The sequence below is a fragment of the Thalassospira lucentensis genome (assembly GCF_001613805.1).
Classification (GTDB): domain Bacteria; phylum Pseudomonadota; class Alphaproteobacteria; order Rhodospirillales; family Thalassospiraceae; genus Thalassospira; species Thalassospira lucentensis_A.
Map to the genome: position 1 here is coordinate 25,606 of NZ_LPVY01000005.1, position 22,647 is coordinate 48,252.

Consider the following 22,647-nt stretch of genomic DNA (forward strand, 5'->3'; position numbering starts at 1 on the left):
CCACAAAACACAAAAAAGCCGGCCCGAGTGAACGGACCGGCTTTGATGACAAACGCGTTTGCGCTTAGTAGCGGTAATGATCCGGCTTGAACGGACCAGCCTGCGGAACGCCGATATATTCGGCCTGTTCGCTGGAAAGCTTGGTCAGTTTCACGCCAAGACGGTCGAGATGCAGGGCTGCAACTTTCTCGTCCAGGTGTTTCGGCAGGACATAAACCTTGTTTTCGTAGTTCGCGTGGTTTTTCCACAGTTCGATCTGGGCCAGCACCTGGTTGGTGAAGGATGCCGACATCACGAAGCTCGGATGACCGGTTGCACAACCAAGGTTCACAAGGCGGCCTTCGGCCAGAACGATCAGACGTTTGCCATCCGGGAATTCGACTTCGTCGACCTGCGGCTTGACGTTGTCCCACTTGTAGTTGCGCAGCGAACCGATCTGGATTTCGGAATCGAAGTGACCAATGTTGCAAACAATTGCACGGTCTTTCATCGCACGCATATGATCGAGCGTGATGATGTCGATATTGCCCGTGGTGGTGACAAAGATGTCGCCAACCGGTGCGGCATCTTCCATGGTGGTGACTTCGTAACCTTCCATCGCGGCCTGAAGCGCACAGATCGGATCGATTTCGGTCACAAGAACACGTGCACCCTGGCTGCGCAGCGATGCAGCCGAACCTTTGCCAACATCACCAAAACCGGCAACCACACCGATCTTACCGGCAACCATGACGTCGGTTGCGCGTTTGATGCCATCAACAAGTGACTCACGGCAGCCATACAGGTTGTCGAATTTCGACTTGGTGACCGAGTCATTGACGTTGATCGCCGGAACCTTGAGCGTACCTTTTTTCGCCATTTCATAAAGGCGATGCACACCGGTGGTGGTTTCTTCGGAAAGACCTTTGATGTCTTCAAGAAGTTCCGGATACTTGTCGTGGATCAGCTGGGTGACGTCGCCGCCATCATCAAGGATCAGGTTTGGTTTCCAGCCGTTCGGGCCAGTGATGGTCTGCTCGATGCACCACCAGAATTCTTCCTCGGTCTCGCCCTTCCAGGCAAAGACAGGAACGCCGGTTGCCGCAATTGCCGCAGCAGCCTGATCCTGAGTCGAGAAGATGTTGCACGACGACCAGCGAACTTCAGCACCAAGTGCAGTCAGGGTTTCGATCAGAACCGCGGTCTGAATGGTCATGTGCAGGCAACCGACGATGCGTGCGCCAGCAAGCGGCTTGGCCGCACCGTATTCTTCGCGCAACGCCATCAGGCCCGGCATCTCGGTTTCGGCAATCGCGATTTCCTTGCGGCCCCAGGCGGCCAGCGAGATGTCTGCGACCTTGCAATCGGTAAAGTTCGACATGTCGTCTCCAATCAAACAAAAACAGCGCAACCGCCGACCACATGGATCTTGCAGATACGCCCGAAAATTCCTGTGCGACGGTTTGCCCGTTCGCGATGGAAGACATATAAAGATTTCTTTATATCGATTTCAAGTCTTTTCTTCGATGAATTTTCAATGCCGGAAAAATAAACGCAAATACACAGCGCCCATGCTGCATGGGCCCATTTCATAACCGATTGATTTATTAAGTATTATGATCGCCGGTCAGGCAAGATCGTTGAAATCATCCAGCATCATGGCGATGCGTGCAGAATCCCATTGTTCCATCACACGCGCGGCCTGATGTTCGGTATTACGCGTATCAAGACGGCGCAGGCGCTGCTTGACCGGCAAAAGGCTGACCGGGGACATCGAAAGATTGCGCAGTCCGAAGCCAAGGAAAAGCGGTGTATATCGCGGGTCACCGGCCATTTCGCCACAAACACTGATCGGGATGTCGCGATCCCGCGATGATTTGATCACATCACGGATCAAGCGCAAAACCGATGGATGTAACGGATCATAAAGCCCCGCCACCTGATCGTCGGTACGATCAATCGCCAGTGTATATTGCGTCAGATCGTTGGTGCCGATAGCAAAGAAATCGCTTTCGCGCGCCAAGGCATCAATCGCCAGTGCGGCTGCTGGTATTTCGATCATCGCGCCCAGTGGCGGTAAAACATCCGGTATGGCATGGCCTTCCTTGCGCAGGCGCCTTGCAACGGCTTCGTAAATCTGACGCGCCCGGCTCATTTCATGAACGCTGACCACCATCGGGATCAGAACCCGGATTGGCCCGTGCAGGGATGCCCGCAGGATGGCGGCCATCTGGGCTTCCAGCAATTCGGGCTTACGCAATGACAAACGAATGCCACGCAATCCCAGGGCCGGGTTTGGCCCGGACCCGATTTCTGCCTGCAATGACACCGCAAGCTTTTCACCCCCGATATCAAGGGTACGGATCGTCACCGGCTTGCCATTCATCCGGGTCACGATATCGGCCAGTTCGGCATATTGTTCGTCTTCGTCCGGCAGATAGTCCTTGTTCATGAACATGAACTCGCTGCGCAGAAGTCCGATGCCGGTCGCCCCGTTTTCCAGCGCCGCCGACAGTTCGATGGGCAATTCGATATTGGCATGCAGGTCAATTTCGACCCCGTCGCGGGTCGCCGATGGCACATCACGCAGGCTGGCCAGTTTGGCACGCGCCGCCCGCCAGTCTTCCCGGCGCTGGGTATAATGGGAAAGGTCATCCTCGGTCGGACGCAGGATCACTTCACCCCGGCCACCATCGACAATGATCAGATCACCGCCCGAAACCCCGCGAATGATGTCGGCCGCCCCCAGAATGGCGGGGATACCAAGTGACCGGGCCATAATTGCCGTATGACCCTCCGCCCCGCCAAGAGCGGTGACAAAGGCTGCAAGCTGTCCGGGCTGAAGGCGGGCCATATCGGCCGGACTGACTTCTTCGGCAATCAGGATCGCACCCTTTGGCGCGGTTTCAAATGCCCTGTCGGTTTCACCGATCAGGCAGCGCATCAGCCGCAGGCCGACCTCGCGGATGTCGGATGCGCGCGCGGCGATATACCGGTCATCAATGCCCGAAAACTGGCTGGCGATGGCGTCAATAACGTCGCTGACCGCGTGCACCGCATTCATGTTGCGGGTCCGGATCAGTTCCTCGGCCCCGCGGACAAGGCGCGACTGGGTCAGCATATGAACATAGGCATCCAGCAGAAAACCAAGTTCCTCGGACGCGGCCCCGCCAACATTGGCTGATTGCGATTTCAGACGTTTAAGCTGTTCAATGCTTTCCGAAACGCCTTTATGCAAACGTTCGGTTTCCGTCGGGATGGCCGCCGCATCGATACGCGCGCGACTGACATCGACATATTGCCGGTCCATGACAAAAGCCCGGCCGATCACAATCCCGCCCGATGCCCCAAGCCCGCTAATTACCCGGCGGCCGGTCGTCGATTGGTCATCAATTGTGGTCTGGTCTTTTGGTGGAACTTGCAAGCCTGGTTTGCTGCCAACTCGTTCTTGTTGTTTCCAGAAATCCCGCTTTCCGTCCGTGCGGAAATCCTACTTATTCTTTGTATTATTCTTCGTGGAACTTGGCATCGACAAGTTCGTTAAGGGCATCTATCGCCTTTTTTGCATCGGGGCCGGCTGCCTCTATCTCGATTTCCGTGCCGGTCGATGCCGCAAGCATCATCAGCCCCATGATCGATACGCCCGAAACCTCGGTGCCACGATTGCGCACCATGATCCGGGATTCGAATTCACCGGCAAGTTTAACAAATTTTGCGGCCGCCCGCGCGTGCAATCCACGTTGATTGCTTATTGTTACGATCCGCTTTTCCGTCTGCGCCATATTTGTCCCGCCTTAGTCCCGACCTTAAATCCCCGTCGGCAAACTTTCAAAAGATCCGGGCCATCCCCGATCGCCCGACCTTCTGTTCTTGTTGTTTATTCCTCGCCGCTTAGCAGGCGCGACGCCACATTGATATATTTCCGGCCCGCTTCCTGCGCGGCATTGACCGTCTGGGCCAGCGTGCCATCGATGCGCACCGAAGCCAGTTTGATCAACAAAGGTAAATTAACCCCTGCGATTACTTCGACATTGGCCTGTTCCATAATGGAAATCGCCAGGTTCGACGGGGTCCCGCCAAACATGTCGGTCAACAGCACAACGCCCTTGCCATCATCGACAGCCTCGACACTTGCAAGGATGTCGGCACGGCGTTGTTCCATATCGTCGTCCGGCCCGATGCACACGGCGGCGATATTTTCCTGTTCACCGACAACATGCTGCAAGGCCGACACGAATTCCTTCGCGAGATCGCCATGGGTGACGAGCACCATCCCGATCATGCAGTTTTCTCCATCAATTCACTCCCCCGGTTTTGGTTCATCTGGCTTGTCGCGATGGCTGAGATGAACATCATATCCCAGACCGGCAATCCAGTCGTCTAGCATGCGTGCGATATAAACGGAACGATGCTGGCCGCCCGTACAGCCGATCGCGATAGTCAGATAGCTTTTCCCTTCCTGCGCATAACGCGGCAGAACCGGGCCGATCAGGCCTTTTAACCGATCCATGAAACCGGTGAAATCCTGATCCTTCTCGATATAGGCGCCAACCCGGTCATCAAGCCCGGTCAGCAAACGAAGTTCGGGATCATAATGCGGGTTGCGCAGAAAACGAACGTCAAAAACAAGGTCGGCTTCACCGGGCACGCCCTGACGGAACGAAAAGCTTTTGACAAAGACCGCCATCGCATCCTTTTCGCCAATGGCAAACTGGTCCTGAAGGATCTTGCGAAGCTCGGCCGATTTAAGCCGTGAGGTATCGATAATCATGTCCGCCGTCGCCGCAATCGGCGCCATCAGGCGTTTTTCATGTTCAATCGCATCGACAAGTGGCCGGTCATGGGTCAAGGGATGAGGACGCCTGCTTTCAGTAAAGCGGCGCTGCAAAATGCCGGTTTCCGCGTCAACGAAAACCACCATCGGATTGACACCTGGCTGCTTGCGCAAATCGCTGACAATGTTGACAAACTGATCGACACCAAAATCGCGTGTCCGGATATCAAGGCCAATCGCCAACGGCTGATCAAGGTCCGTCCCCCCGCTCAATAATGCGGGCAACAACCGCAGCGGCAGGTTATCCACCGCGTCAAAGCCGAAATCCTCAAAGATTTTCAACGACGTCGTCCGACCGGCACCGGAAACTCCGGTCACCAGCACAAGTCGCGTATCCCCGGCAGTGTCGCCGGTGCCATTACCCTCTTGTTTCGGGCCTATTGCATCTGCATCGGTCATGTTTCGAGCTGCATCTCACCTGTTGCCAAAGCCAAGGCTACTTCAATCTTGGCCTCGACGGCCATATCGAATGGCCAGATTTTCCAGGACGGAATCGAAATACCACAAAACGTTTCTGATCGGGGTTCAGGCATCCGTTCGACCCCGGCCGGGTCGGCCACCAGATCAAACAAAACCCGCACATCGCCTGCCGCCTGATGGGCAAGCCCGCGGACGATACCAATCCCGCGCACTTCGCACAATCGTGCAATCTGTATCGGCGCGCTGGCAATCAGTTTGCCCTCATGCGCCACAAGATCGGTTCTGTCATCGGAAACAAGCCGCCCGCCAGCCCGGACAAGCCGCAGAGCAAGGTTGGATTTGCCGCTGCCAGATGGCCCGCGCAAAAGGATCGCATGAGGGCCAAGCGCGACACAATTTGCATGGATTTGTGTCATATCGGGCAAAACGATGCGCGGGTCATCCAGCCTTGTCAAATCGGAAACATGCATATCTATCCTCACGGATAGAAATTACTGCCAATCGGGGAACTCATGCACCTTCTTCAAGCGGCAGGCGCAGGGTAAAGATCGCCCCTTTGACCTCGCCGTTGAGGATTCGGTTTGTCGCCGTCAGGTCGCCGTTATGCGCTGCGGCAATCCGTTTGGAAATCGAAAGTCCCAGACCGGAATGCTGGCCGAATTTCTCGCCCGAGGGACGCTCGGTATAAAAACGATTGAAAATCGCTTCTTCCTTGCCTGGTGGAATACCCGGTCCGTCATCCTCGACCGTCACCACAGCCTGATCTTTGTCACGCCATGCGCGCACCCGCACCGACCCACCTTCGGGGGTAAAGGTGATCGCATTTGAAATCAGATTTCGGAACACCTGCACCAATCGACTTTCAAGGGCCGGCACAATCAGGTTTTCGGGAACGGATGCCTTAACCGGCGGACCGTCTGCGTCAGCGTTATAAAGCTCACACAGGGTTTGCAACAGCACGCGCAGATCAACCTCCTCGGTCTCGGCGCGCGACAATTCGGCATCCATACGCGAATAATCGGAAATATCACTGATCAGTCGATCAAGGCGCTGCACGTCTTCGGCAATGATTTCCATCAGACGGCGCTGGCGTTCCGGGTCTTTCAGGCGGGTCGCGGTTTCAACCGCACTGCGAAGCGACGTCAGCGGGTTCTTGATTTCATGGGCAACATCGGCGGCAAAACGTTCAATTGCATCCATGCGATCCCAAAGCGTTTCGGTCATATCGCGAAGCGTCGTCGAAAGATCGCCGATTTCATCGCGACGATCCGAAAGATCGGGAATGGTAAACTGACGGTTCTTGCTGCGCCGGACGCGTTCGGCCGCACGTGCCAGCCGATTCAACGGCCGGGTAATCACCCCGGCCAGATAGATCGACAACAGAACCGTGATACCAAATGCAAAGACAAAGATTTTTAGGATATCAAGCCGCACCGCATGCAGGGCATTTTCAATCGCATCGCCATTCTTCGTCAGCATGATCGATGCCAGAACCTGCTTGAAGCGCTGCACGGGTACGGAAACCGAAAGTACACGACGGCCCTGGCTATCGACCCGGACCACCCCGCGCGAATAACCGGCAAGGGCAGCGCGCACTTCGGGATAATCACTGGCACTGGCAACCGGTGGATCAACGTAAAGCGGAAGCGGCTGTTCGCCTTCGAAAATCGAAAGCACGCCTTCGGTCAGCTTGCGCATGATTTCCGCAAGCTTGTCATCTTCACCCGGCGCTGGAAGTTCTTCTGCCTGAACCGCGCCGGTACCAAATGTCCGGACATTCCGGCTATCCGCAATCAGCTGGCCATTCGCCCCGAACAGTCGCGCCCTGGCACCGGTAATCCCGACCAGCCGGCGCACCATTTCACGCGCGACTTCAAGCTTCACCCGGTTGGTGGCGTCATCCCCCTGTCCGACAGCCGATGTCGACAATGCAGCCGCATACATTTCCGCCTGTACGGCCATGGCTTCAAGTTCGGAATGGATCAGTTCCTGCTTGTAACGCCCTAGATAAAGAATACCCGCAACAAGCACAAAAAGAGCCAGCGCATTCACGGCCAGAATGCGCCAAGTTAACGGGGAAAAAAGACCGTGACGTTCCTCTATCCGTGCGACACGGATTTCGTGTTGCGGCACGGATTGCTGTTCAGCCGAGGCAGGTAAATCGCTCATTCAGACCCGCAATTCTGGCCGGGCCAACCGGCCCGGCACTGCGACAAGAGTGTTATGCTATCAACCCGCAACCGTTGCCGTATCGCGGTAACGGTAACCGACACCATAGAGGGTTTCGATTTCCTTGAATTCCTTGTCTGTCTCGCGGAATTTCTTGCGCAGACGCTTGATGTGGCTGTCGATGGTGCGATCATCAACATAAATATGTTCGCCATATGCCGCATCAATCAGCTGATCACGGTTTTTCACGTGGCCCGGATGTTTTGCCAGCGCCTGAATCAGAAGGAATTCCGTGACCGTAAGGTTCACATGCTGGCCTTTCCAGCTGCACATATGGCGCGACGGATCAAGAACCAGTTCACCACGCTGAATGACATCTTCCGAACCGCTCGGACGAACACCGCCTGCGCGCATGATTTCGGCACGGCGCAGCAAGGTACGGATACGTTCGATCAGCAAACGCTGCGAGAACGGCTTTTTAATATAGTCATCCGCCCCAAGACGCAGACCGGTCAGCTCGTCGACCTCGTCATCCTTGGATGTCAGGAAGATGACCGGCATCTGGGTCTTTTTGCGAAGATGGGTCAGAAGTTCCAAGCCATCCATGCGCGGCATCTTGATATCGAGCACGGCAAGATCGGGTTCTTCCTTGGTCAACGCATGCAGCGCCTCGGACCCGTCGGAATATGTCTGGACCTCATAGCCTTCTTCTTCAAGCGCCATCGAAACCGATGTCAGGATATTACGGTCGTCATCAACAAGTGCGATCTTACTCACCTGAACCTCGTCAGTTGGACAGATTAAAATTTGAAACAAGCGTAACAAAATACATCCCATTGTGGCGAAAAAATAACCACTTGAGGCATATTTGAGGCTTTGTTCATGTACAATACAAAGACCCTACCTGATTTCTGCCGTTCCACCCTATGGGAAAGCGACATTCAATACCGGTATTGCCATGCGTCTTTATTGACTCCCCGTCCCGATGCCACATAACTATCGTGCACCCGAACAGGAAGCCGGAGTCCCGTCACCCGACAGGGCAATCAAAACGTCTGGCCGGGTCAACGAACCACACTCTAACGCGCGGGAGGCAGGATTGTTCTACTGGTTAAGCACCTATAGCCGCGCGTCGCTGAGTTTTGCGGGGATTGTCATTGCCGGCCTGGTCGTCTGGCTTGCCGTCAATTCGACCGGAAACCTTGCCATCAGCCAGTTGCAGCAAACAGCCCAGGCCCGCCTTGCACTTTATGAAAGCACACTTCGCGCCGCTGTCGACCGGTATCGCTATCTGCCTTATGTCGTGGCCCGCAATCACGAAATCGTCGATGTCGTTACTGGCAATGGCACTGTGGATATAGCCAACCAGTATCTGCAAAAGGTCAATCAGCGCTCGGGCGCTGCTGCGCTTTATGTCATCGACAGGTCCGGCAACACGGTTGCGGCAAGCAACTGGAACACCCCGGACAGTTTCGTCGGTCAGAATTACAGTTTCCGCCCCTATTTCACCGAAGCCTTCGCAGGGCAGGAAGGCTTTTTCTATGGGATCGGCGTTACCACCGGGCGATCCGGCCTGTTTATTTCCCACCCGATTGCAAAATCCGGTGAAATTGTCGGCGTGGTCGCAGTCAAACTTGAACTCGATGAACTAGAGCGGAACTGGCAGGACGGGGGTGAAACCGTTTTCGTCTCGGACGCTGACGGCGTCATCATGCTGACCAGTCGCGGGGACTGGAAATATCGGACCATTCGCCCGCTAACCGATCAGGAGCGCGAGCGGATTCTGCGCAATCGCCAATATTCCGGACAGGAACTTTTACCCCTGAATATGGATGAAAATCCATCTGGCGAGGATGGTTTGCTTGAAATCGGCAATGAACGCTTTCTGTTCGACGTCAAACCGATCAGTGGCAGCGAATGGAACCTGTTTTACCTGACCCCGATGGATTATGTGTCCGAACGGCGCACCAGTGTCATGCTGATCACCCTGATCGGGTCGGGCCTGATCATCCTGATTGTCCTATTCTTGCGCGAACGTGAATTGAAACTGGCGTCACAGCGCAAATCCATGGAATTTGCCCGCATTCAGGCACTTAACACCCGCCTGGAACAGGAAATAACCGAACGCCGCAAGACAGAGGCCGAGTTGCGCGGCACACAGGACGAGCTGGTTCAGGCCGGAAAACTGGCGGCATTGGGTCAGATGTCGGCCGCAATTGCCCATGAAATCAATCAGCCAATTGCCGCGATCAGAACCTTCTGCGCCAGCGCCAAACTGATGCTTGAACGCGGAAAATCCGAAAATCTCGGCCCCAATATCGAACAGATTTCCGCCCTGACCGAGCGCATGGGATCAATCACTGGACAACTTAAAACCTTCTCGCGCAAATCGACCGGCGTGCTTGAACCCGTCAATATCCGGGCCGCCCTTGATAATGTGATACAGCTGCTGTCATCGCAGTTGCATAACGAGGGCTGCGTGCTTGAACAGTCCGATTTTGCTGGCGATCTGATCGTCCATGCCGACCTGGTGCGGATCGAACAGGTTTTTGTCAATATCATCCGCAACGCGCTTGATGCGATGGCCAGCATCGATGACAAGGATCCAAAGGCAAAAAAACGGATCATCATCGACCTGTCAGGAACACGCGATCAGGCCACCATTCGCATTTCCGATACCGGTCCGGGCATTGGCGAGGAAACCCTTGGTTTGCTGTTCGACCCGTTCTTCACCACCAAGGATCCGGGGCAAGGGGTAGGGCTCGGGCTTTCGGTGACTTACGGGATTGTTCGTGACTTTGGCGGCAGCATCCGTGCCTATAACCGTGCGGGCGGCGGAGCCTGCTTTGAAATACAATTGCCACTGATGCGGGGGACGCAGAAGTAATGCCGCAATCGACAATCGATACCGCCACTGCAAATCCGCAAACGGCACAGGTAATCATCGTTGATGACGAAGAAGCCCTGCGCCTTTCCCTGTCCCAATGGCTTGATCTGTCCGGATACACCATCAGTGTCCATGCCGATGCGATTTCGGCACTTGAACATATCACACCCGATTTCGCCGGCGTGATCCTGACCGATGTTAAAATGCCAAAGCTTGATGGCATTGCCTTTACCAAATCGGTTCTTGAGATCGACCGCGACATTCCGGTGATCCTGATGACCGGTCATGGCGATGTCCCGATGGCCGTCGAGGCGATGAAAAGCGGGGCATATGATTTCGTCGAAAAGCCGTTTGAACCAACCGACATTCTCGAAAGCCTCGATCGCGCGATTGAAAAACGCAAACTTGTCATCGAAAATCGCACGCTCCGTTCACAAATCGCCCAGCAGGGCACGCTTGACAGCCGCCTGATCGGCAACAGTCCGTCGATGCGTGCCCTGAAGGCCGAAATCGCCAATATCGCCCCGACCGAAGTCCCGGTTCTGGTCTCCGGAGAAACCGGCACCGGCAAGGAACTGGTCGCGCGTGCCATTCATGACCTCAGCACCCGGAATGATCGGCGATTTGTTGCCGTTAACTGCGCGGCAATTCCCGAAAGTACCGCAGAAAGCGAGCTTTTCGGTCATGAAAAGGGAGCCTTCACCGGTGCTGCCAGCCGCCGGACCGGCTGGATCGAACATGCCGATAACGGCACCCTGTTTCTTGATGAAATTTCAAGCATGCCGCTGGCGTTACAGGCCAAGCTTCTGCGTGTCATCGAACAGCGCGAAGTCGTGCGCCTTGGGTCAAACACCCCGGTAAAGGTCAATTTCCGGCTGATCTGTGCCACCAACGAAGATTTACCCACCGCCGTTATCGACAAGCGTTTTCGCGAAGACCTTCTGTTTCGGATCAACACATTCGAACTGGAAATCGTACCGCTCCGCCAGCGTAAGGATGACCTGCCGTTACTTTTCGATATTTTTGCCGAACGCGCGGCGGAAAATTTTGATCGCCCTTATGAAAAACCGCATGCAAGTCTGTGGGGCAGTCTTTTGGGGCATGAATGGTCCGGCAATGTGCGCGAACTTAAAAATCTGGCGGAACGCTATGTGCTTTTGACCGGCATGCCCGAAGAACGCTGGGCACGGTTGTTTGGCAATAATGCTGCGATGGATGCATCTGCTGCATCCGATAAAACCGGATCGCTGGCCGATCAGCTTCGCCATTTCGAGCAGCACATAATTCGTGATGCCCTGATCCGCCATAACGGCAATGTCAAAACGGTCATGGATGAACTCGACATCCCGCGCCGGACTTTGAATGAAAAAATGAAGAAGCTGAATATCCGTCGCGACGATATCGAATAGCAGTAATTTATCATGCGGCCATAAAATGTTACGATGGCTGCAAATCGGATCAATCGGCAAGATTTCGCCGACATGAAAACCATCCATCGGCAACAATCCGCCGAAACTATCGGGCATATATTTGTATCTGCCTGATATATAAAGATAAAAAATCATCTTTGGGTTGGCACAACAATTGCCAGTCAGAAGGGCAAAACAATAAAAATATTTCGCTAGGGAGAATAACCAATGTCCGGGAAGGCATGCTTTCATTGCATGACATTTGATCGGCCCATATCCGGGTCAATCGCATCATACCAGCATCGTGCGCTGTCAGGGTTCTGACATCTGCCTTGTGAAGCTGTTTCACGAGGTGTTTGCGCGTGCCGTATTTTGCAACCTGATCGGACAGGATTTTCATCCCCGACACGATATTCGTTAGAGAAGTAAGACGACCAACAACTGAGGAGATACCAAAAGATAACTGCCAATATTCGATTATTGACCGTTTCTGTTGTTATCAATGCAGTGAACATTGATCCTAGGGAGGACTAAGTATGAAATTGCGGAATCTGCTTTCTGCAGCGGCAGCACTGATGATGTTCGGTGCCCCGGCATTCGCCCAGACCCAGCTTTCCATCGCGACCGGCGGTACCGGTGGCGTTTACTACCCGTATGGTGGTGGTCTTGCCGAACTGATCGGTAAATATATTGATGGCTATGACGCCGTTGCCGAAGTTACTGGCGCGTCGGTCGAAAACATGGGCCTGATCGCACGTGGCGACAGCGACCTTGCCATCGGTCTGGCTGACACCGTTTATGCCGCTTATCACGGCACCGGCAAATTCGAAGACCGCAAACTCGACAATATCCGCGCAATTGCGTCGATCTATCCGAACGCAGTCCAGCTCGTGACTCTTGCTGACAGTGGTATCACCAGCCTTGCCGATCTGAAAGGCAAACGCGTTTCTGTTGGTGCACCGGGTTCGGGAACCGAAGTTTCGGCAAAAGTTCTGCTCGAAGCCAACGGCATCACCTATGACGACATCGAAGAACAGCGTCTGAACTTCAACGAAACCGCCGATGCAATCCGCGACGGCGATATCGATGCAGGCTTCTGGAGTGTCGGCCCGCCCACCAGCTCGATCCTCAACCTTGCAACCACGCGTGACATCAAACTGGTCGCTCTGACCGAAGAAGAGGTTGCTGCTGCCATCGACGCGGAGCCGACCTTTGCACCTTACTCGCTGCGTAAAGGCATCTACGAAGGTGTCGAGGCACCGGTTCTGACGATCTCCACCCCGAACGTTCTGGTCGTCAATGCCGACATGGACGAGGAACTGGCTTATCAGATCACCAAGACCCTGTTTGACAAGGTTGACGAACTGATCGCCATTCACCCGGCTGCAAATGACACCACGGTTGATTTCTCGGTCGGCTCGACCCCGATCGTGATGCATCCGGGAGCAATTCGTTATTACGAAGAAGCTGGTGCACCGTTCCTGGATCACCTGCGTCCATGACCTCTGCCATGTGGGGGCGGCCGTTTCTGGCCGCCCTTTTCCTCCTTGCTTTGGCACCCTCCGGTCATGCCGGTGACGCCGCCAAAGAAGAAACCGACAAAACCGATCGCCTTGAAATTATCGGGGCGGATGGTCGCATTCTGGCTGAAACCGGCATCCCGCGTCAGGGGGAGTGGTGTCTTTACTGGAACCATTCAGTCACCGGCGATGGTGTGATCGATTGCTATGTCGACGATCACGGCAAGATGGTCCTGCACCGCGCCTATCAGCCCGATTTTGCTGCAGGACTGGGCCATTATCCGGGACGCGGCAAACTGACCAGCGCGGAAAATGGTGGTTATTGGATTGAAGACATTGATGAAGCCGTGCCGGGAAATGCCTATGTCCTTCGGGTCGGCAGCCTCGCGGTAAATCATCGCATCGTCACCGAAAATGACGAGATCAATCTATCGAAAATGGCCGAACATACCCGTGTCACCATACGGCTTGATACCGGGGATTAAGGATTTTAATTGATGACTGAACCGGCACCTCTTCCGTCCATGCAGGACACAGTTGCCCAGCCCAAAATTGTTCTGGGGCTGATCACCGTGGTCGCAGTTGCGCTTTCACTGTTCCAGATGTATGGCGCGGGTATCGAACCGCTTGGCCTGTTTTATCAGCGCTCGATCCATCTGGCCTTTGTGATGTTTCTGGCTTTTCTGATGTTTCCGGCATTCGGATCGAACCGTAAACGGGGCGTCCTTGGTTGGGTCATCGATCTGGCATTTCTGGCCGGTGCGTTCGTTACCGGTTTCTATCTGTCCTTCTATCTGGACGAGATTTTCAACCGTGCCGGTTTCTGGACCAGTACCGATCTGATCGTCGGCATCATCGCAACCGTTACCGTCCTCGAAGCCAGCCGCCGTGCTGTTGGCCTTGGCATGACCGTAATTGGCATCGTCGCCATCATTTATGCGCTCTCGGGTCCACGCGGTTCGCTGCCATGGCTTGGCGAATGGCTGCCCGGTATTCTTAGCCACCGGGGCGCTGATATAGACCGCCTTGTCGGTCAGCTTTACCTTGGACAGGAGGGTATTTACGGCCTGCCGATGGGGGTTGCAGCAACCTATATCTTCATGTTCGTGCTGTTTGGTGCGTTCCTTGAAGTGACCGGTGCTGGTAAATTCTTTATCGACATGGCCTATGCCGCGACCGGCAGAAAGGCTGGTGGTCCGGCAAAGGCCGCTGTTCTGGCCTCGGCCGGAATGGGTTCGATCAGCGGTTCGGCCATTGCCAACGTTGTTACGACAGGCGCCTTTACCATTCCGCTGATGAAGCGCCTTGGCTATCGCCCCGCCCAGGCCGGTGGGATCGAAGCAGCCGCATCGACCGGCGGGCAAATCACCCCGCCACTCATGGGGGCGGGCGCCTTCCTGATTTCCGAATATACCCAGGTGCCGTATCTCGAAATCGTCATGATTTCGATCTTCCCGGCGATCCTGTATCTCGGCACGGTTTATCTGTTTGTGCATATTGTCGCGCTGAAGAACGGTATGCGTGGCATGCCGGTCTCAGAATTGCCGGACTGGAAGCAGGTACTTAAAGAAGGCTGGCAATTCATCCTGCCGCTTGGCGTTCTGATTTACCTTCTGGTGCTGAACATTTCTCCGATGCGCGTCGGTTTCTGGGCGATTATTTCGGTCCTTGCGGTTGCCGCCCTACGCTACGCGATCTGGTTCTTCTATGTCGCGCCGCAGAACGGTGAAAAGGCCAGCCATGACCGCCTCAAGGCTGCACTTGCCAATGGCGTCAGGATTACAATCGCTGCCCTTGAACTCGGCGCAAAGAACGCGGTTGCCGTCAGTATGGCCTGTGCCGTTGCCGGGATTATCGTTGGCGTTGTTGGCTTGACCGGTCTTGGCCTGAAATTCTCGTCGATGATGATCGCGTTTTCGGGTGGCAATATCGTCCTCGCACTGGTTCTGGTGCTGCTCGCCAGTCTGATCCTTGGTATGGGCCTGCCGGTGACGGCATCCTATATCGTTCTGATCGTTCTGGTCGGCCCGGCCCTGTCCAACGAGTTCGGCATTCCGTTGCTGATCGCGCATCTGGTGGTGTTCTGGTATTCCCAGGACAGTAACGTGACCCCACCCATTGCCCTTGCCGGCTTTGCCGGGGCCGCGATAGCCGGGGCCAGTCCATTGGAAACCAGTATGCAGGCCTGGAAATTTGCCAAGGGCCTGTATCTGATCCCGGCCTTCATGGTGTTCAATCCGGAAATCATCACTGGTGGCCCGCTGCCGCTCGTGCTGTGGACCGGCTTTACCGCGATCCTGTCGCTAGCTGCCTTTGCCGCAGCACTCGAAGGGTTCATGTTTGCCAAGATCGATCTGGTATCACGCATTCTGATTGTTCCGGCGACCATTGGCATCTTCTATCCGGACCTTCGGGCAGAGATCGCAGGGACAGTCGTCATTCTGGCGATACTGGGCCTGAACTGGTGGAAAAGCCGTCATTCGGATGGTCCGGCGGCCAAAATAGCTGCCTAATTTCCCCGCTGAAACGACTTAGTTTTGATCCGAAAGCCCCCGCAAGGCATGTTCTTGCGGGGGTTTTTTCGTATTATTTGCTTAGATAATACCTATGCATTCGGGCAGTAGACGCTTTTCACCGCCCTAGATAATATCGCCGGAAGAATTCCTCATACTATTGATTGAACCTCATGCAATTCCTCAGTCTTTTGCGTCAGGCACCCCGCCCGTTGGCATTCGGGGCGCTTCATAGTTTTGGCTCGTCATTCGGCCAGACCTTTCTGGTCGCCCTTTTCGTTCCGTTCATTGGCGCCAGCCTTTCGATCAATGAAACCGAGTTTGCCAATATTTATGCCGGGATCACCATCGCAAGTGCGTTGTGCCTGCCTTTCATCGGGCGATTGATCGACCGCATTGATATGCTGCGCTATAGCCTGGCGACCATGGTGTTGCTGACCATGGGCTGCCTTGTGATTGCCTTGGCTCAATCGGTCTGGATGCTGATCGTGGCCTTGTTCATTCTGCGTCTGGCCGGGCAGGGATTAATGAGCCATGTCAGCATGACTGGCATTGCGCGCTATTTTGATCGCAGCCGCGGACGTGCCCTCGCCATTGCAAGCTTCGGCTTTCCGTTGGCAGAGGCAATCATGCCCGTAACGCTGCTGGCACTTATCGCCGGATTTGGCTGGCGGGCGACCTATGCAGGGGCCGGTATTTTTATCGTGGTGATCCTGATGCCGATTGCGATCCTGCTGATCCGTGATAATGCAAAATTCCGCGAGGCACCGGGCAAAACAGAAAAAGATGGCAAAGCCGCCAGTACTGATCACAGCGCCGATCAGGACGCATCCCCCGCAAGCAGTCATCCACGCCTGTTCCGGTCACGCTATATCTGGTTCTGCATGCCGATGCTGGCCGCCCCGCCGCTGGTGATGACCGCCCTGTTTTTCCATCAGGGATCGATTTCAGCCAGCAAAGATATCGACCTTGCCTGGTTTGCCGCCGGTTTTACGGTTTTTGCCATTACATCCGTGATCGGGGCGTTTGGTAGCGGTCCGCTGATTGACAGCCATACTGCACGAAAGCTGTTCCCCTATCACCTGATCCCGGCCATCGGGGCGGTGTCGCTACTGGCGATCACTGAAACACCGGTCATGATCCCGGTTTATATGGGGATGCTGGGCGTCACCACCGGCTTTGCCACAACATTGCGCACCGCGATTATCCCGGAACTGGTGCCACTTAGTGAAATCGGCGCAGTCCGCAGCACATTGACCGCGGTCATGGTTCTGGCATCTGCGATTGGACCTGCGATCTATGGCTGGATGTTTGCCGCCAATATCGATATCGCGACGACGCTTTGGATCACCATCGTCGCAATGGCGGTTGTGTCAATGCTGTCCTGGATGTCGGAACGGCCCGGATTTTATATCCCGCCAGGCGTCGCACGCCAAACCGGCGAATGAGACAGCGGGATTGCAAAGCCGAATATCCGCGATAGGACAAAAAAATGGCCCGGAGCTCAAAAGAGCCCGGGCCAGTCGGGAAAACAGCGTCGTCTAGGGAGGAAGACGCTAGAAAAAACGCGGTAGTCCATCGCGGGAGCGTCGTTTGGGGAGGAAGATCAAACGTCGCTCGACCACGAGGTCATCAATTAGGCAGCACCGCCAACGGTGCCAGCCGGATGCTTGATGTCGGCGGACTTGTCAGAGCCTTTGAACAGGCTGCGGAACAGGCTGCCGATATATTCAGCGCGAAGCTGTTGGCCTTTGCGCACGCCAGCTTCAATCTCGCTGGTTTTGATGTTCAGCTTGGTGATGTCAGCATAAGTGGTCATGGCAGACCTCCTTTGAGAATTTGGTTCATTGCGACAACGTGTCGCGTTTGATGAACCCAATCTAATTTCCTTTACGGCAGAAGAGAATTACCTCAATATGCACATTACTTGTGAATATGCGTCATAAATAGGAAACATGCCGATGGATCGCGCCGCAGAAATGGAAATCTTTGTCCATGCCGTTGAAGAAGGCAGCTTTTCAGCTGCTGCACGGACCATGCGTCTGTCACCTTCGGCGGTTTCAAAATACATTTCGCGCCTTGAAGACAGGCTTGGCGCGCGTCTTTTGATGCGCACCACCCGCCAGCTTAGCCTGACCGAGGAAGGCCGTGCCTTTTACGAGCGCGCACGCACGATCCTAAACGAGATCGAAGAAGCCGAAGAAGTCGTAACCCAGCTTTACGCGGCCCCGCGCGGAACGTTGCGTATCAACGCATCGGTGGCCTTCACCAAGTATCAGGTCGTGCCGCTGATTCCGGAATTTCTGGCGCGTTATCCCGATGTAAGGATTGAATTGACGCTGGATGATAAATTCACCGATCTGGTCAACGATGGTTACGATCTGGCGATTCGCCTGTCCGCGCTTGAAGATTCATCCCTGATCGCACGCAAATATGCGGTCAACCGCCGCATGATCGTCGCATCGCCGGAATATCTGGAAAAGAACGGTATCCCCCGCAAGCCGCAGGAACTTGAAAACCACGACTGTCTGCATCTGTCATCGCGCGAAAGCTTTAACGACTGGCATTTCGACACACCCGAAGGCCATGTTTCATTCCGCGCACAGGGCAGCTTTTCCGCCAATGACGGCGACGCATTGCACGAAGCGGTGGTCGCGGGCCTTGGCATGGCGAGACTGGCAGAGTACCTCGTGCATGAAGATATCCGGGCAGGTCGCCTGACGCCGGTTCTGACGGAATATGTACACGATCTGGCATGGATTTCGGCGGTGTATCCACACAAACGCCACCTGTCACCAAAGGTCCGTGCCTTTGTGGACTTCCTGGCCGAAAAATTCACCCCCATCCCGCCATGGGAGCTCGGCCTGCGCGATGCGCGTTCGGTCCGCAAACCCGAAGCCGTTGCCGAAACCAAGGCCATTGCAGCCCCGGTAACCGAGCAGCAAGGCTAGACGCAGGATAGGTTAGCCAATTCGAAACCGGATATCGCCCGGACGGGCTTTGAAGCAATATTCAGACGAAGCGCTAAGATCATCAAGAGTGCGGGTTTCGCCGGTTCGGGCGAACCCGCATTTTTCATAAAAGCGATGCCCGGCTTCGAACCGTGTGTCGGTCCAAAGGACAAGATCGGTGCAATCGGGATGGGTTTGCTCCAGCCAATCAAGGGCGGTTTTCAACATGCGCTGGGCAATGCCCTTCCCACGGGTGGCACGATCCAGATAGACCTTGTGCAATTCGGCCTGTTTTTGTGCCGGATCGAATTTGATGCCAAGACATCCCAGGACACGTCCATGCCCTTCGACCACCCAGATGCAGCCGTGATCAGCGCTAAAATCATCAGCGATGGCATCAAGTTCGGGAAACTCGCCCGCACGATCAAAGATGCAACCGGGATAATCAGCAAAGACCTCGGCAATCAGGGTTGCGATTTGATCACCATCCCGATTGGTGGCTTTGCGAATGTCGAATACCATTTCCATAGACCTAACCCTGTAAGACAACGCCCTTGGCAAGCTTGTCATAACCCCGCAGAACGGCATCGGTATCCATAACCGCCTTACCCGGCCGTTGAATGCGGGTCGGGCGCAGGGCGCCGGTACCGCATGCAATCGTAAGATGATCGTCAAGGATGGTGCCTGCCGGACCGGATTGATCGGTAACGACGGCAGCCTGCACCTTGATACGTTCTTTGCCGAATTCGAAATAGGCACCCGGCCATGGTGTGAAAGCACGAATTTTGCGTTCAAGTGCGGCGGCATCATCGGTGAAATCAAGCTTGGCCTCGGCCTTTTCAAGCTTGGCAGCATAGGTCACGCCGTCTTCGGGCTGCTTGGTTGCCCGTAATCCGCCGAGCGGAAGCTTTTCAAGCGCCTCGACAATCAGTTTGCCGCCGAGATCGGCAAGATCGTCATGCAGGGCATTGGCATAGGTTTCGGACGAGATCGGGATATCACCAACCAACAACATATCGCCTGTATCAAGTCCGACATCCATCTGCATGATGGTCACACCGGTTTTGTCATCACCGGCCAGAATGGCCCGCTGGATCGGGGCCGCACCGCGCCAGCGCGGCAAAAGAGATGCGTGAATGTTCAGACAACCATATTTCGGCGCATCGAGAATAGCCTTTGGCAGGATCAGGCCATAGGCCGCAACCACCGCAACATCAAGATCAAGGTCGGCAAAGGCCTTTTTCTCGTCATCGGATTTCAGGGAAACAGGTGTGCGGACCTCGATACCCTGTTCTTGCGCCCATGCATGAACCGGGGTCGGCGTTTCCTTTTGCCCGCGACCGGCAGGACGGGGCGGCTGGGAATAGACGCAGACAACATCATGACCGGCTGCGACCAGTTGCTTTAACGCCACAAGGGCGAAATCCGGGGTTCCCATAAAGGCAATGCGCAGCTTGGTCATTGGTCACGTCCTATCGTCATCAATCAGGTGATTGGCGGCAATTTGGCGTTATCTTGGCGAAATGACAAGCCAAGCCTTAAATGGCAGGCGCCCGCTTTGTCAGATTTCCAAAACAAAAGGGCCGGAAAATCCGGCCCCTGAATTCTGTGATGCGTTTTTGATCAGGCAGATTTTTTCGTCTTTTGCAGCTTCTGCACTTTTTTCAGGATCATGTTGCGCTTAAGCGCACTCAGATAATCGGTGAACAGGATGCCATCAAGGTGATCAAGTTCATGCTGGATGCAGGTTGCGAGAAGGCCGTCGGCCTCGATTTCGTGTTCCTTACCGTTTTCATCCAGATAGCGCAGGCCGACTTCGGCCGGGCGTTCGACATCGGCATATTGTTCCGGGATCGACAGGCAGCCTTCCTGATAAACCGATGTATCTTCGGACTCCCAGATGATTTCCGGATTCACGAGTTTCAGCGGCTGGGGCTTTTCCTTGTCATCGGAAACGTCCATGACAACCACGCGTTTCATCACGCCGATCTGGGGCGCGGCAAGTCCGATACCCGGTGCCGCATACATGGTTTCAAGCATGTCATCGAGCAATTCACGGATTTCGTCATTCACCTCGGCCACCTCTTCGCATTCCTGCTTGAGGCGGGGATCGGGAACAATGAGAATGTCGCGCAGGGCCATGTGTCTTTTGTCCGGATTTGGAAATCTATGCGTTCATCGCATTATAGCGAAATCAGCGCTTCGAGATAAGGTTTCGTCGCACGTTAGTCAAGCAAACAGCCCTGTATTAACGCGCAACTCACCCATGATCGGTACCGGTATGGGCCGTTTCGTCGTCATCATCACGGGTTTGGCCCGTCAATAAATCGGAAGGCGCCCCAAGCAATTCGGTCTTGGTAATTTCACGGACATGGGTTTCGGCATGAAGCGGTTCTTCGATGGCGCGATCATCGGCAACGATATGCTTTTCCTTAAGCTTCCGAGCCGAAACCAGTACCGTGCCTTCAAGCGTGCCAAGAGTCTTGTTGTAGTTTTTGACCGTGCTTTCAAGCGACTTGCCCATAGAGGCAAAGTTCTTGGCAAGGGTCCCCAGACGATCAAAAAGCTGCTGACCGATTTCGCTGATATCGCGGGCATTTTCGGCAAGAGCTTCCTGACGCCAGCCATAAGCCACGGCCTTCAGAAGCCCAAGCAGGGTCGTCGGCGTTGCCAGAATGACGCCATCGCGGAAGCTGTCTTCGATCAGACGGGGATCGCGTTCGAGTGCTGCCGAGAAGAAGCTTTCACCGGGCAGGAACAGAACAACAAATTCCGGAGAATCGACTGATTTCCAATAGGATTTCTTCGAAAGGTCCGAAATCACCTTGCGCACATTGGTGACATAAGTGCCCATCAGGGCCTCGCGGCGGATATCGTCGTGCTTTTCCTCGATCGCCTCAAGATAGGCCGATGTCGGGGCCTTGGCATCGACGACGATGTTTTTGCCGCCCGGCAGATGAATGACCATGTCGGGCTTCTGCGCGCCTTCGTCGGTATTGAAATGCACCTGCTCTTCGAAATCGCAATGTTTGAGCATCCCGGCCAGTTCAACGATCCGGCGCAACTGCAATTCACCCCATTTACCTGATACCGACGAACTAGACCGCAGGGCGGAGCTAAGCGTCTGGGTTTCCTTGGACAGGCGGGTTTGCGATTCAACCAGCTGGCCGACCTGATTGCGCAATTCGCCGTAAGCTTCCTTGCGCGAGTTTTCCAGTTCGTTGACCTTGGTATCGAAAGCCTGCAATCGTTCCTGGATCGGTTTGACAAGCCCGTCAATTGCCTGCTGGCGTTTTTCCAGATCGCCTTTGGCCCCTTCCTGCATCCGCGAGAAATTCTCACGCGCCAGCTTCATGAACTCGTCATTGTTGACTTTAAGCGCGTCAGACGACAGCGCCTTGAAGCTATCAAGCAGTTTGGTGCGCGCATCATCAAGCATCGCGAGCTTTTCAGTGGTGGCTTCGCGTTCTTTTTCCAGTCTGGTTTCGGCGATGGCGCGTTTTTCGGCTTCTTCAGAAAGCCGGTTACGCGTCATTGCCAGTTCAGATACCAGTTCGCGACGGGCTTCATCAGCCTGATCAAGTTGCGCCGCCAGCAGGGCGGTTCGCGACTCTGCCTCGGCCATCGCGGCTTCTTTGGTGCGTTTGACCATCAGCACACTGAAAACCAGTGCAACGACAAATGCCGCAATTGCGCCCGCTGCAAGAGAGATCGGATCCATATTCCCACCGTTTGGTTATAACCTGATTTCTTTGTATCTGTTTTGTTCCATTAAATCCAGAACGCAACCGCATTGATGTATCGGTGTGAAACGTGGCAAATCGCCAGATCGTGACTGGCGGAATCACAATAATATCACTATGTTTCAATCACCTATTTCAGGGTGTGCACTTTTGTCGGCATCCAGACAGGACGACCGGAACGGTTTGGCTGTGATCCCATAATCAAACCGCTCGCAAGACAGG

20 protein-coding genes are annotated in these 22,647 nt (G+C 54.8%); 7 read left to right on the forward strand and 13 right to left on the reverse strand.

Annotation, left to right across the window (positions count from 1 at the left end):
- Positions 1-64 precede the first annotated feature (64 nt).
- The 8 genes from ahcY to AUP42_RS05375 all read right to left on the reverse strand — a co-directional run bounded on the left by ahcY (position 65) and on the right by AUP42_RS05375 (position 8,179).
- On the reverse strand, positions 65-1,360 hold the full coding sequence (gene ahcY, locus AUP42_RS05335) for an adenosylhomocysteinase (protein ID WP_062949660.1): 1,296 nt from the start codon (positions 1,358-1,360) through the stop codon (positions 65-67).
- 246 nt (positions 1,361-1,606) lie between these two features.
- The gene (ptsP, locus tag AUP42_RS05345) at positions 1,607-3,403 is read right to left on the reverse strand and encodes a phosphoenolpyruvate--protein phosphotransferase (RefSeq protein WP_062949664.1); all 1,797 of its coding nucleotides are present in this window, start codon (positions 3,401-3,403) and stop codon (positions 1,607-1,609) included.
- 82 nt (positions 3,404-3,485) lie between these two features.
- Complete coding sequence (locus AUP42_RS05350) at positions 3,486-3,761, reverse strand: HPr family phosphocarrier protein (protein ID WP_062949666.1); 276 nt, start codon at positions 3,759-3,761, stop codon at positions 3,486-3,488.
- Positions 3,762-3,856: 95 nt separating this feature from the next.
- Positions 3,857-4,261 carry a PTS sugar transporter subunit IIA gene (locus AUP42_RS05355; protein WP_007088266.1) on the reverse strand — a complete coding sequence of 135 codons (405 nt, stop codon included), beginning with the start codon at positions 4,259-4,261 and terminating at the stop codon, positions 3,857-3,859.
- Positions 4,262-4,279: 18 nt separating this feature from the next.
- On the reverse strand, positions 4,280-5,212 hold the full coding sequence (gene rapZ, locus AUP42_RS05360) for an RNase adapter RapZ (RefSeq protein WP_062949668.1): 933 nt from the start codon (positions 5,210-5,212) through the stop codon (positions 4,280-4,282).
- On the reverse strand, positions 5,209-5,703 hold the full coding sequence (locus AUP42_RS05365) for an HPr kinase/phosphorylase (protein ID WP_062949670.1): 495 nt from the start codon (positions 5,701-5,703) through the stop codon (positions 5,209-5,211). Before AUP42_RS05365 ends, rapZ begins: the two co-directional genes overlap by 4 nt.
- Before the next feature lie 40 nt (positions 5,704-5,743).
- Entirely contained in the window at positions 5,744-7,402 is a 1,659-nt protein-coding gene (locus AUP42_RS05370; protein ID WP_062949672.1) for a stimulus-sensing domain-containing protein, read from the reverse strand.
- A 60-nt stretch (positions 7,403-7,462) separates the two neighbouring features.
- The gene (locus tag AUP42_RS05375; protein WP_082824671.1) at positions 7,463-8,179 is read right to left on the reverse strand and encodes a response regulator transcription factor; all 717 of its coding nucleotides are present in this window, start codon (positions 8,177-8,179) and stop codon (positions 7,463-7,465) included.
- Between the two features lie 322 nt (positions 8,180-8,501).
- Between AUP42_RS05375 and AUP42_RS05380 the strand changes: the two genes are divergently transcribed.
- The 6 genes from AUP42_RS05380 (at position 8,502) to AUP42_RS05405 (ending at position 17,179) form a co-directional block, all read left to right on the forward strand.
- Positions 8,502-10,289 carry a sensor histidine kinase gene (locus AUP42_RS05380; protein WP_062949674.1) on the forward strand — a complete coding sequence of 596 codons (1,788 nt, stop codon included), beginning with the start codon at positions 8,502-8,504 and terminating at the stop codon, positions 10,287-10,289.
- On the forward strand, positions 10,289-11,698 hold the full coding sequence (locus AUP42_RS05385) for a sigma-54-dependent transcriptional regulator (RefSeq protein ID WP_062949676.1): 1,410 nt from the start codon (positions 10,289-10,291) through the stop codon (positions 11,696-11,698). The genes AUP42_RS05380 and AUP42_RS05385 overlap by 1 nt, the downstream gene beginning before the upstream one ends.
- Positions 11,699-12,234: 536 nt before the next feature.
- Positions 12,235-13,200 (forward strand): TAXI family TRAP transporter solute-binding subunit, encoded by a 966-nt coding sequence (locus tag AUP42_RS05390; protein ID WP_062949678.1) that lies wholly within the window; start codon positions 12,235-12,237, stop codon positions 13,198-13,200.
- Positions 13,197-13,703: a DUF1850 domain-containing protein gene (locus AUP42_RS05395; RefSeq protein WP_062949680.1), complete on the forward strand. Its 507-nt coding sequence runs from the start codon at positions 13,197-13,199 to the stop codon at positions 13,701-13,703. Before AUP42_RS05390 ends, AUP42_RS05395 begins: the two co-directional genes overlap by 4 nt.
- 12 nt (positions 13,704-13,715) lie before the next feature.
- Entirely contained in the window at positions 13,716-15,731 is a 2,016-nt protein-coding gene (locus AUP42_RS05400) for a TRAP transporter permease (RefSeq protein WP_062949682.1), read from the forward strand.
- A 173-nt stretch (positions 15,732-15,904) separates the two neighbouring features.
- Positions 15,905-17,179 (forward strand): MFS transporter, encoded by a 1,275-nt coding sequence (locus tag AUP42_RS05405; protein ID WP_062949684.1) that lies wholly within the window; start codon positions 15,905-15,907, stop codon positions 17,177-17,179.
- Between the two features lie 188 nt (positions 17,180-17,367).
- Here the strand turns inward: AUP42_RS05405 and AUP42_RS05410 are convergent, their stop codons facing one another.
- On the reverse strand, positions 17,368-17,550 hold the full coding sequence (locus AUP42_RS05410; RefSeq protein ID WP_007088277.1) for a hypothetical protein: 183 nt from the start codon (positions 17,548-17,550) through the stop codon (positions 17,368-17,370).
- A gap of 142 nt (positions 17,551-17,692) precedes the next feature.
- On the opposite strand from AUP42_RS05410, the gene AUP42_RS05415 reads away from it, so the two are divergent.
- Complete coding sequence (locus AUP42_RS05415; RefSeq protein WP_062949686.1) at positions 17,693-18,682, forward strand: LysR family transcriptional regulator; 990 nt, start codon at positions 17,693-17,695, stop codon at positions 18,680-18,682.
- 12 nt (positions 18,683-18,694) lie between these two features.
- On the opposite strand, the gene AUP42_RS05420 is transcribed toward AUP42_RS05415, so the two are convergent.
- From AUP42_RS05420 to rmuC, 4 genes are all read right to left on the reverse strand, one after another.
- Positions 18,695-19,210, reverse strand: a complete 516-nt coding sequence (locus AUP42_RS05420) for a GNAT family N-acetyltransferase (RefSeq protein ID WP_062949688.1) — start codon at positions 19,208-19,210, stop codon at positions 18,695-18,697.
- A gap of 4 nt (positions 19,211-19,214) precedes the next feature.
- Positions 19,215-20,144, reverse strand: a complete 930-nt coding sequence (gene fmt / locus AUP42_RS05425; RefSeq protein ID WP_062949690.1) for a methionyl-tRNA formyltransferase — start codon at positions 20,142-20,144, stop codon at positions 19,215-19,217.
- 161 nt (positions 20,145-20,305) lie between these two features.
- On the reverse strand, positions 20,306-20,824 hold the full coding sequence (gene def / locus AUP42_RS05430) for a peptide deformylase (protein ID WP_037989353.1): 519 nt from the start codon (positions 20,822-20,824) through the stop codon (positions 20,306-20,308).
- 118 nt (positions 20,825-20,942) lie between these two features.
- The gene (gene rmuC / locus AUP42_RS05435; protein ID WP_062949692.1) at positions 20,943-22,403 is read right to left on the reverse strand and encodes a DNA recombination protein RmuC; all 1,461 of its coding nucleotides are present in this window, start codon (positions 22,401-22,403) and stop codon (positions 20,943-20,945) included.
- Positions 22,404-22,647: the final 244 nt, after the last annotated feature.

What these genes read in the sequence shown, in the direction of transcription:
- ahcY (WP_062949660.1), bottom strand. Translation starts at nt 1,360, where the DNA reads ATGTCGAACTTTACCGATTGCAAGGTCGCAGACATCTCGCTGGCCGCC.
- AUP42_RS05350 (WP_062949666.1), bottom strand. Translation starts at nt 3,761, where the DNA reads ATGGCGCAGACGGAAAAGCGGATCGTAACAATAAGCAATCAACGTGGA.
- AUP42_RS05355 (WP_007088266.1), bottom strand. Translation starts at nt 4,261, where the DNA reads ATGATCGGGATGGTGCTCGTCACCCATGGCGATCTCGCGAAGGAATTC.
- rapZ (WP_062949668.1), bottom strand. Translation starts at nt 5,212, where the DNA reads ATGACCGATGCAGATGCAATAGGCCCGAAACAAGAGGGTAATGGCACC.
- AUP42_RS05365 (WP_062949670.1), bottom strand. Translation starts at nt 5,703, where the DNA reads ATGCATGTTTCCGATTTGACAAGGCTGGATGACCCGCGCATCGTTTTG.
- AUP42_RS05370 (WP_062949672.1), bottom strand. Translation starts at nt 7,402, where the DNA reads ATGAGCGATTTACCTGCCTCGGCTGAACAGCAATCCGTGCCGCAACAC.
- AUP42_RS05385 (WP_062949676.1), top strand. Translation starts at nt 10,289, where the DNA reads ATGCCGCAATCGACAATCGATACCGCCACTGCAAATCCGCAAACGGCA.
- AUP42_RS05390 (WP_062949678.1), top strand. Translation starts at nt 12,235, where the DNA reads ATGAAATTGCGGAATCTGCTTTCTGCAGCGGCAGCACTGATGATGTTC.
- AUP42_RS05395 (WP_062949680.1), top strand. Translation starts at nt 13,197, where the DNA reads ATGACCTCTGCCATGTGGGGGCGGCCGTTTCTGGCCGCCCTTTTCCTC.
- AUP42_RS05400 (WP_062949682.1), top strand. Translation starts at nt 13,716, where the DNA reads ATGACTGAACCGGCACCTCTTCCGTCCATGCAGGACACAGTTGCCCAG.
- AUP42_RS05405 (WP_062949684.1), top strand. Translation starts at nt 15,905, where the DNA reads ATGCAATTCCTCAGTCTTTTGCGTCAGGCACCCCGCCCGTTGGCATTC.
- AUP42_RS05410 (WP_007088277.1), bottom strand. Translation starts at nt 17,550, where the DNA reads ATGACCACTTATGCTGACATCACCAAGCTGAACATCAAAACCAGCGAG.
- AUP42_RS05415 (WP_062949686.1), top strand. Translation starts at nt 17,693, where the DNA reads ATGGATCGCGCCGCAGAAATGGAAATCTTTGTCCATGCCGTTGAAGAA.
- AUP42_RS05420 (WP_062949688.1), bottom strand. Translation starts at nt 19,210, where the DNA reads ATGGAAATGGTATTCGACATTCGCAAAGCCACCAATCGGGATGGTGAT.
- fmt (WP_062949690.1), bottom strand. Translation starts at nt 20,144, where the DNA reads ATGACCAAGCTGCGCATTGCCTTTATGGGAACCCCGGATTTCGCCCTT.
- def (WP_037989353.1), bottom strand. Translation starts at nt 20,824, where the DNA reads ATGGCCCTGCGCGACATTCTCATTGTTCCCGATCCCCGCCTCAAGCAG.
- rmuC (WP_062949692.1), bottom strand. Translation starts at nt 22,403, where the DNA reads ATGGATCCGATCTCTCTTGCAGCGGGCGCAATTGCGGCATTTGTCGTT.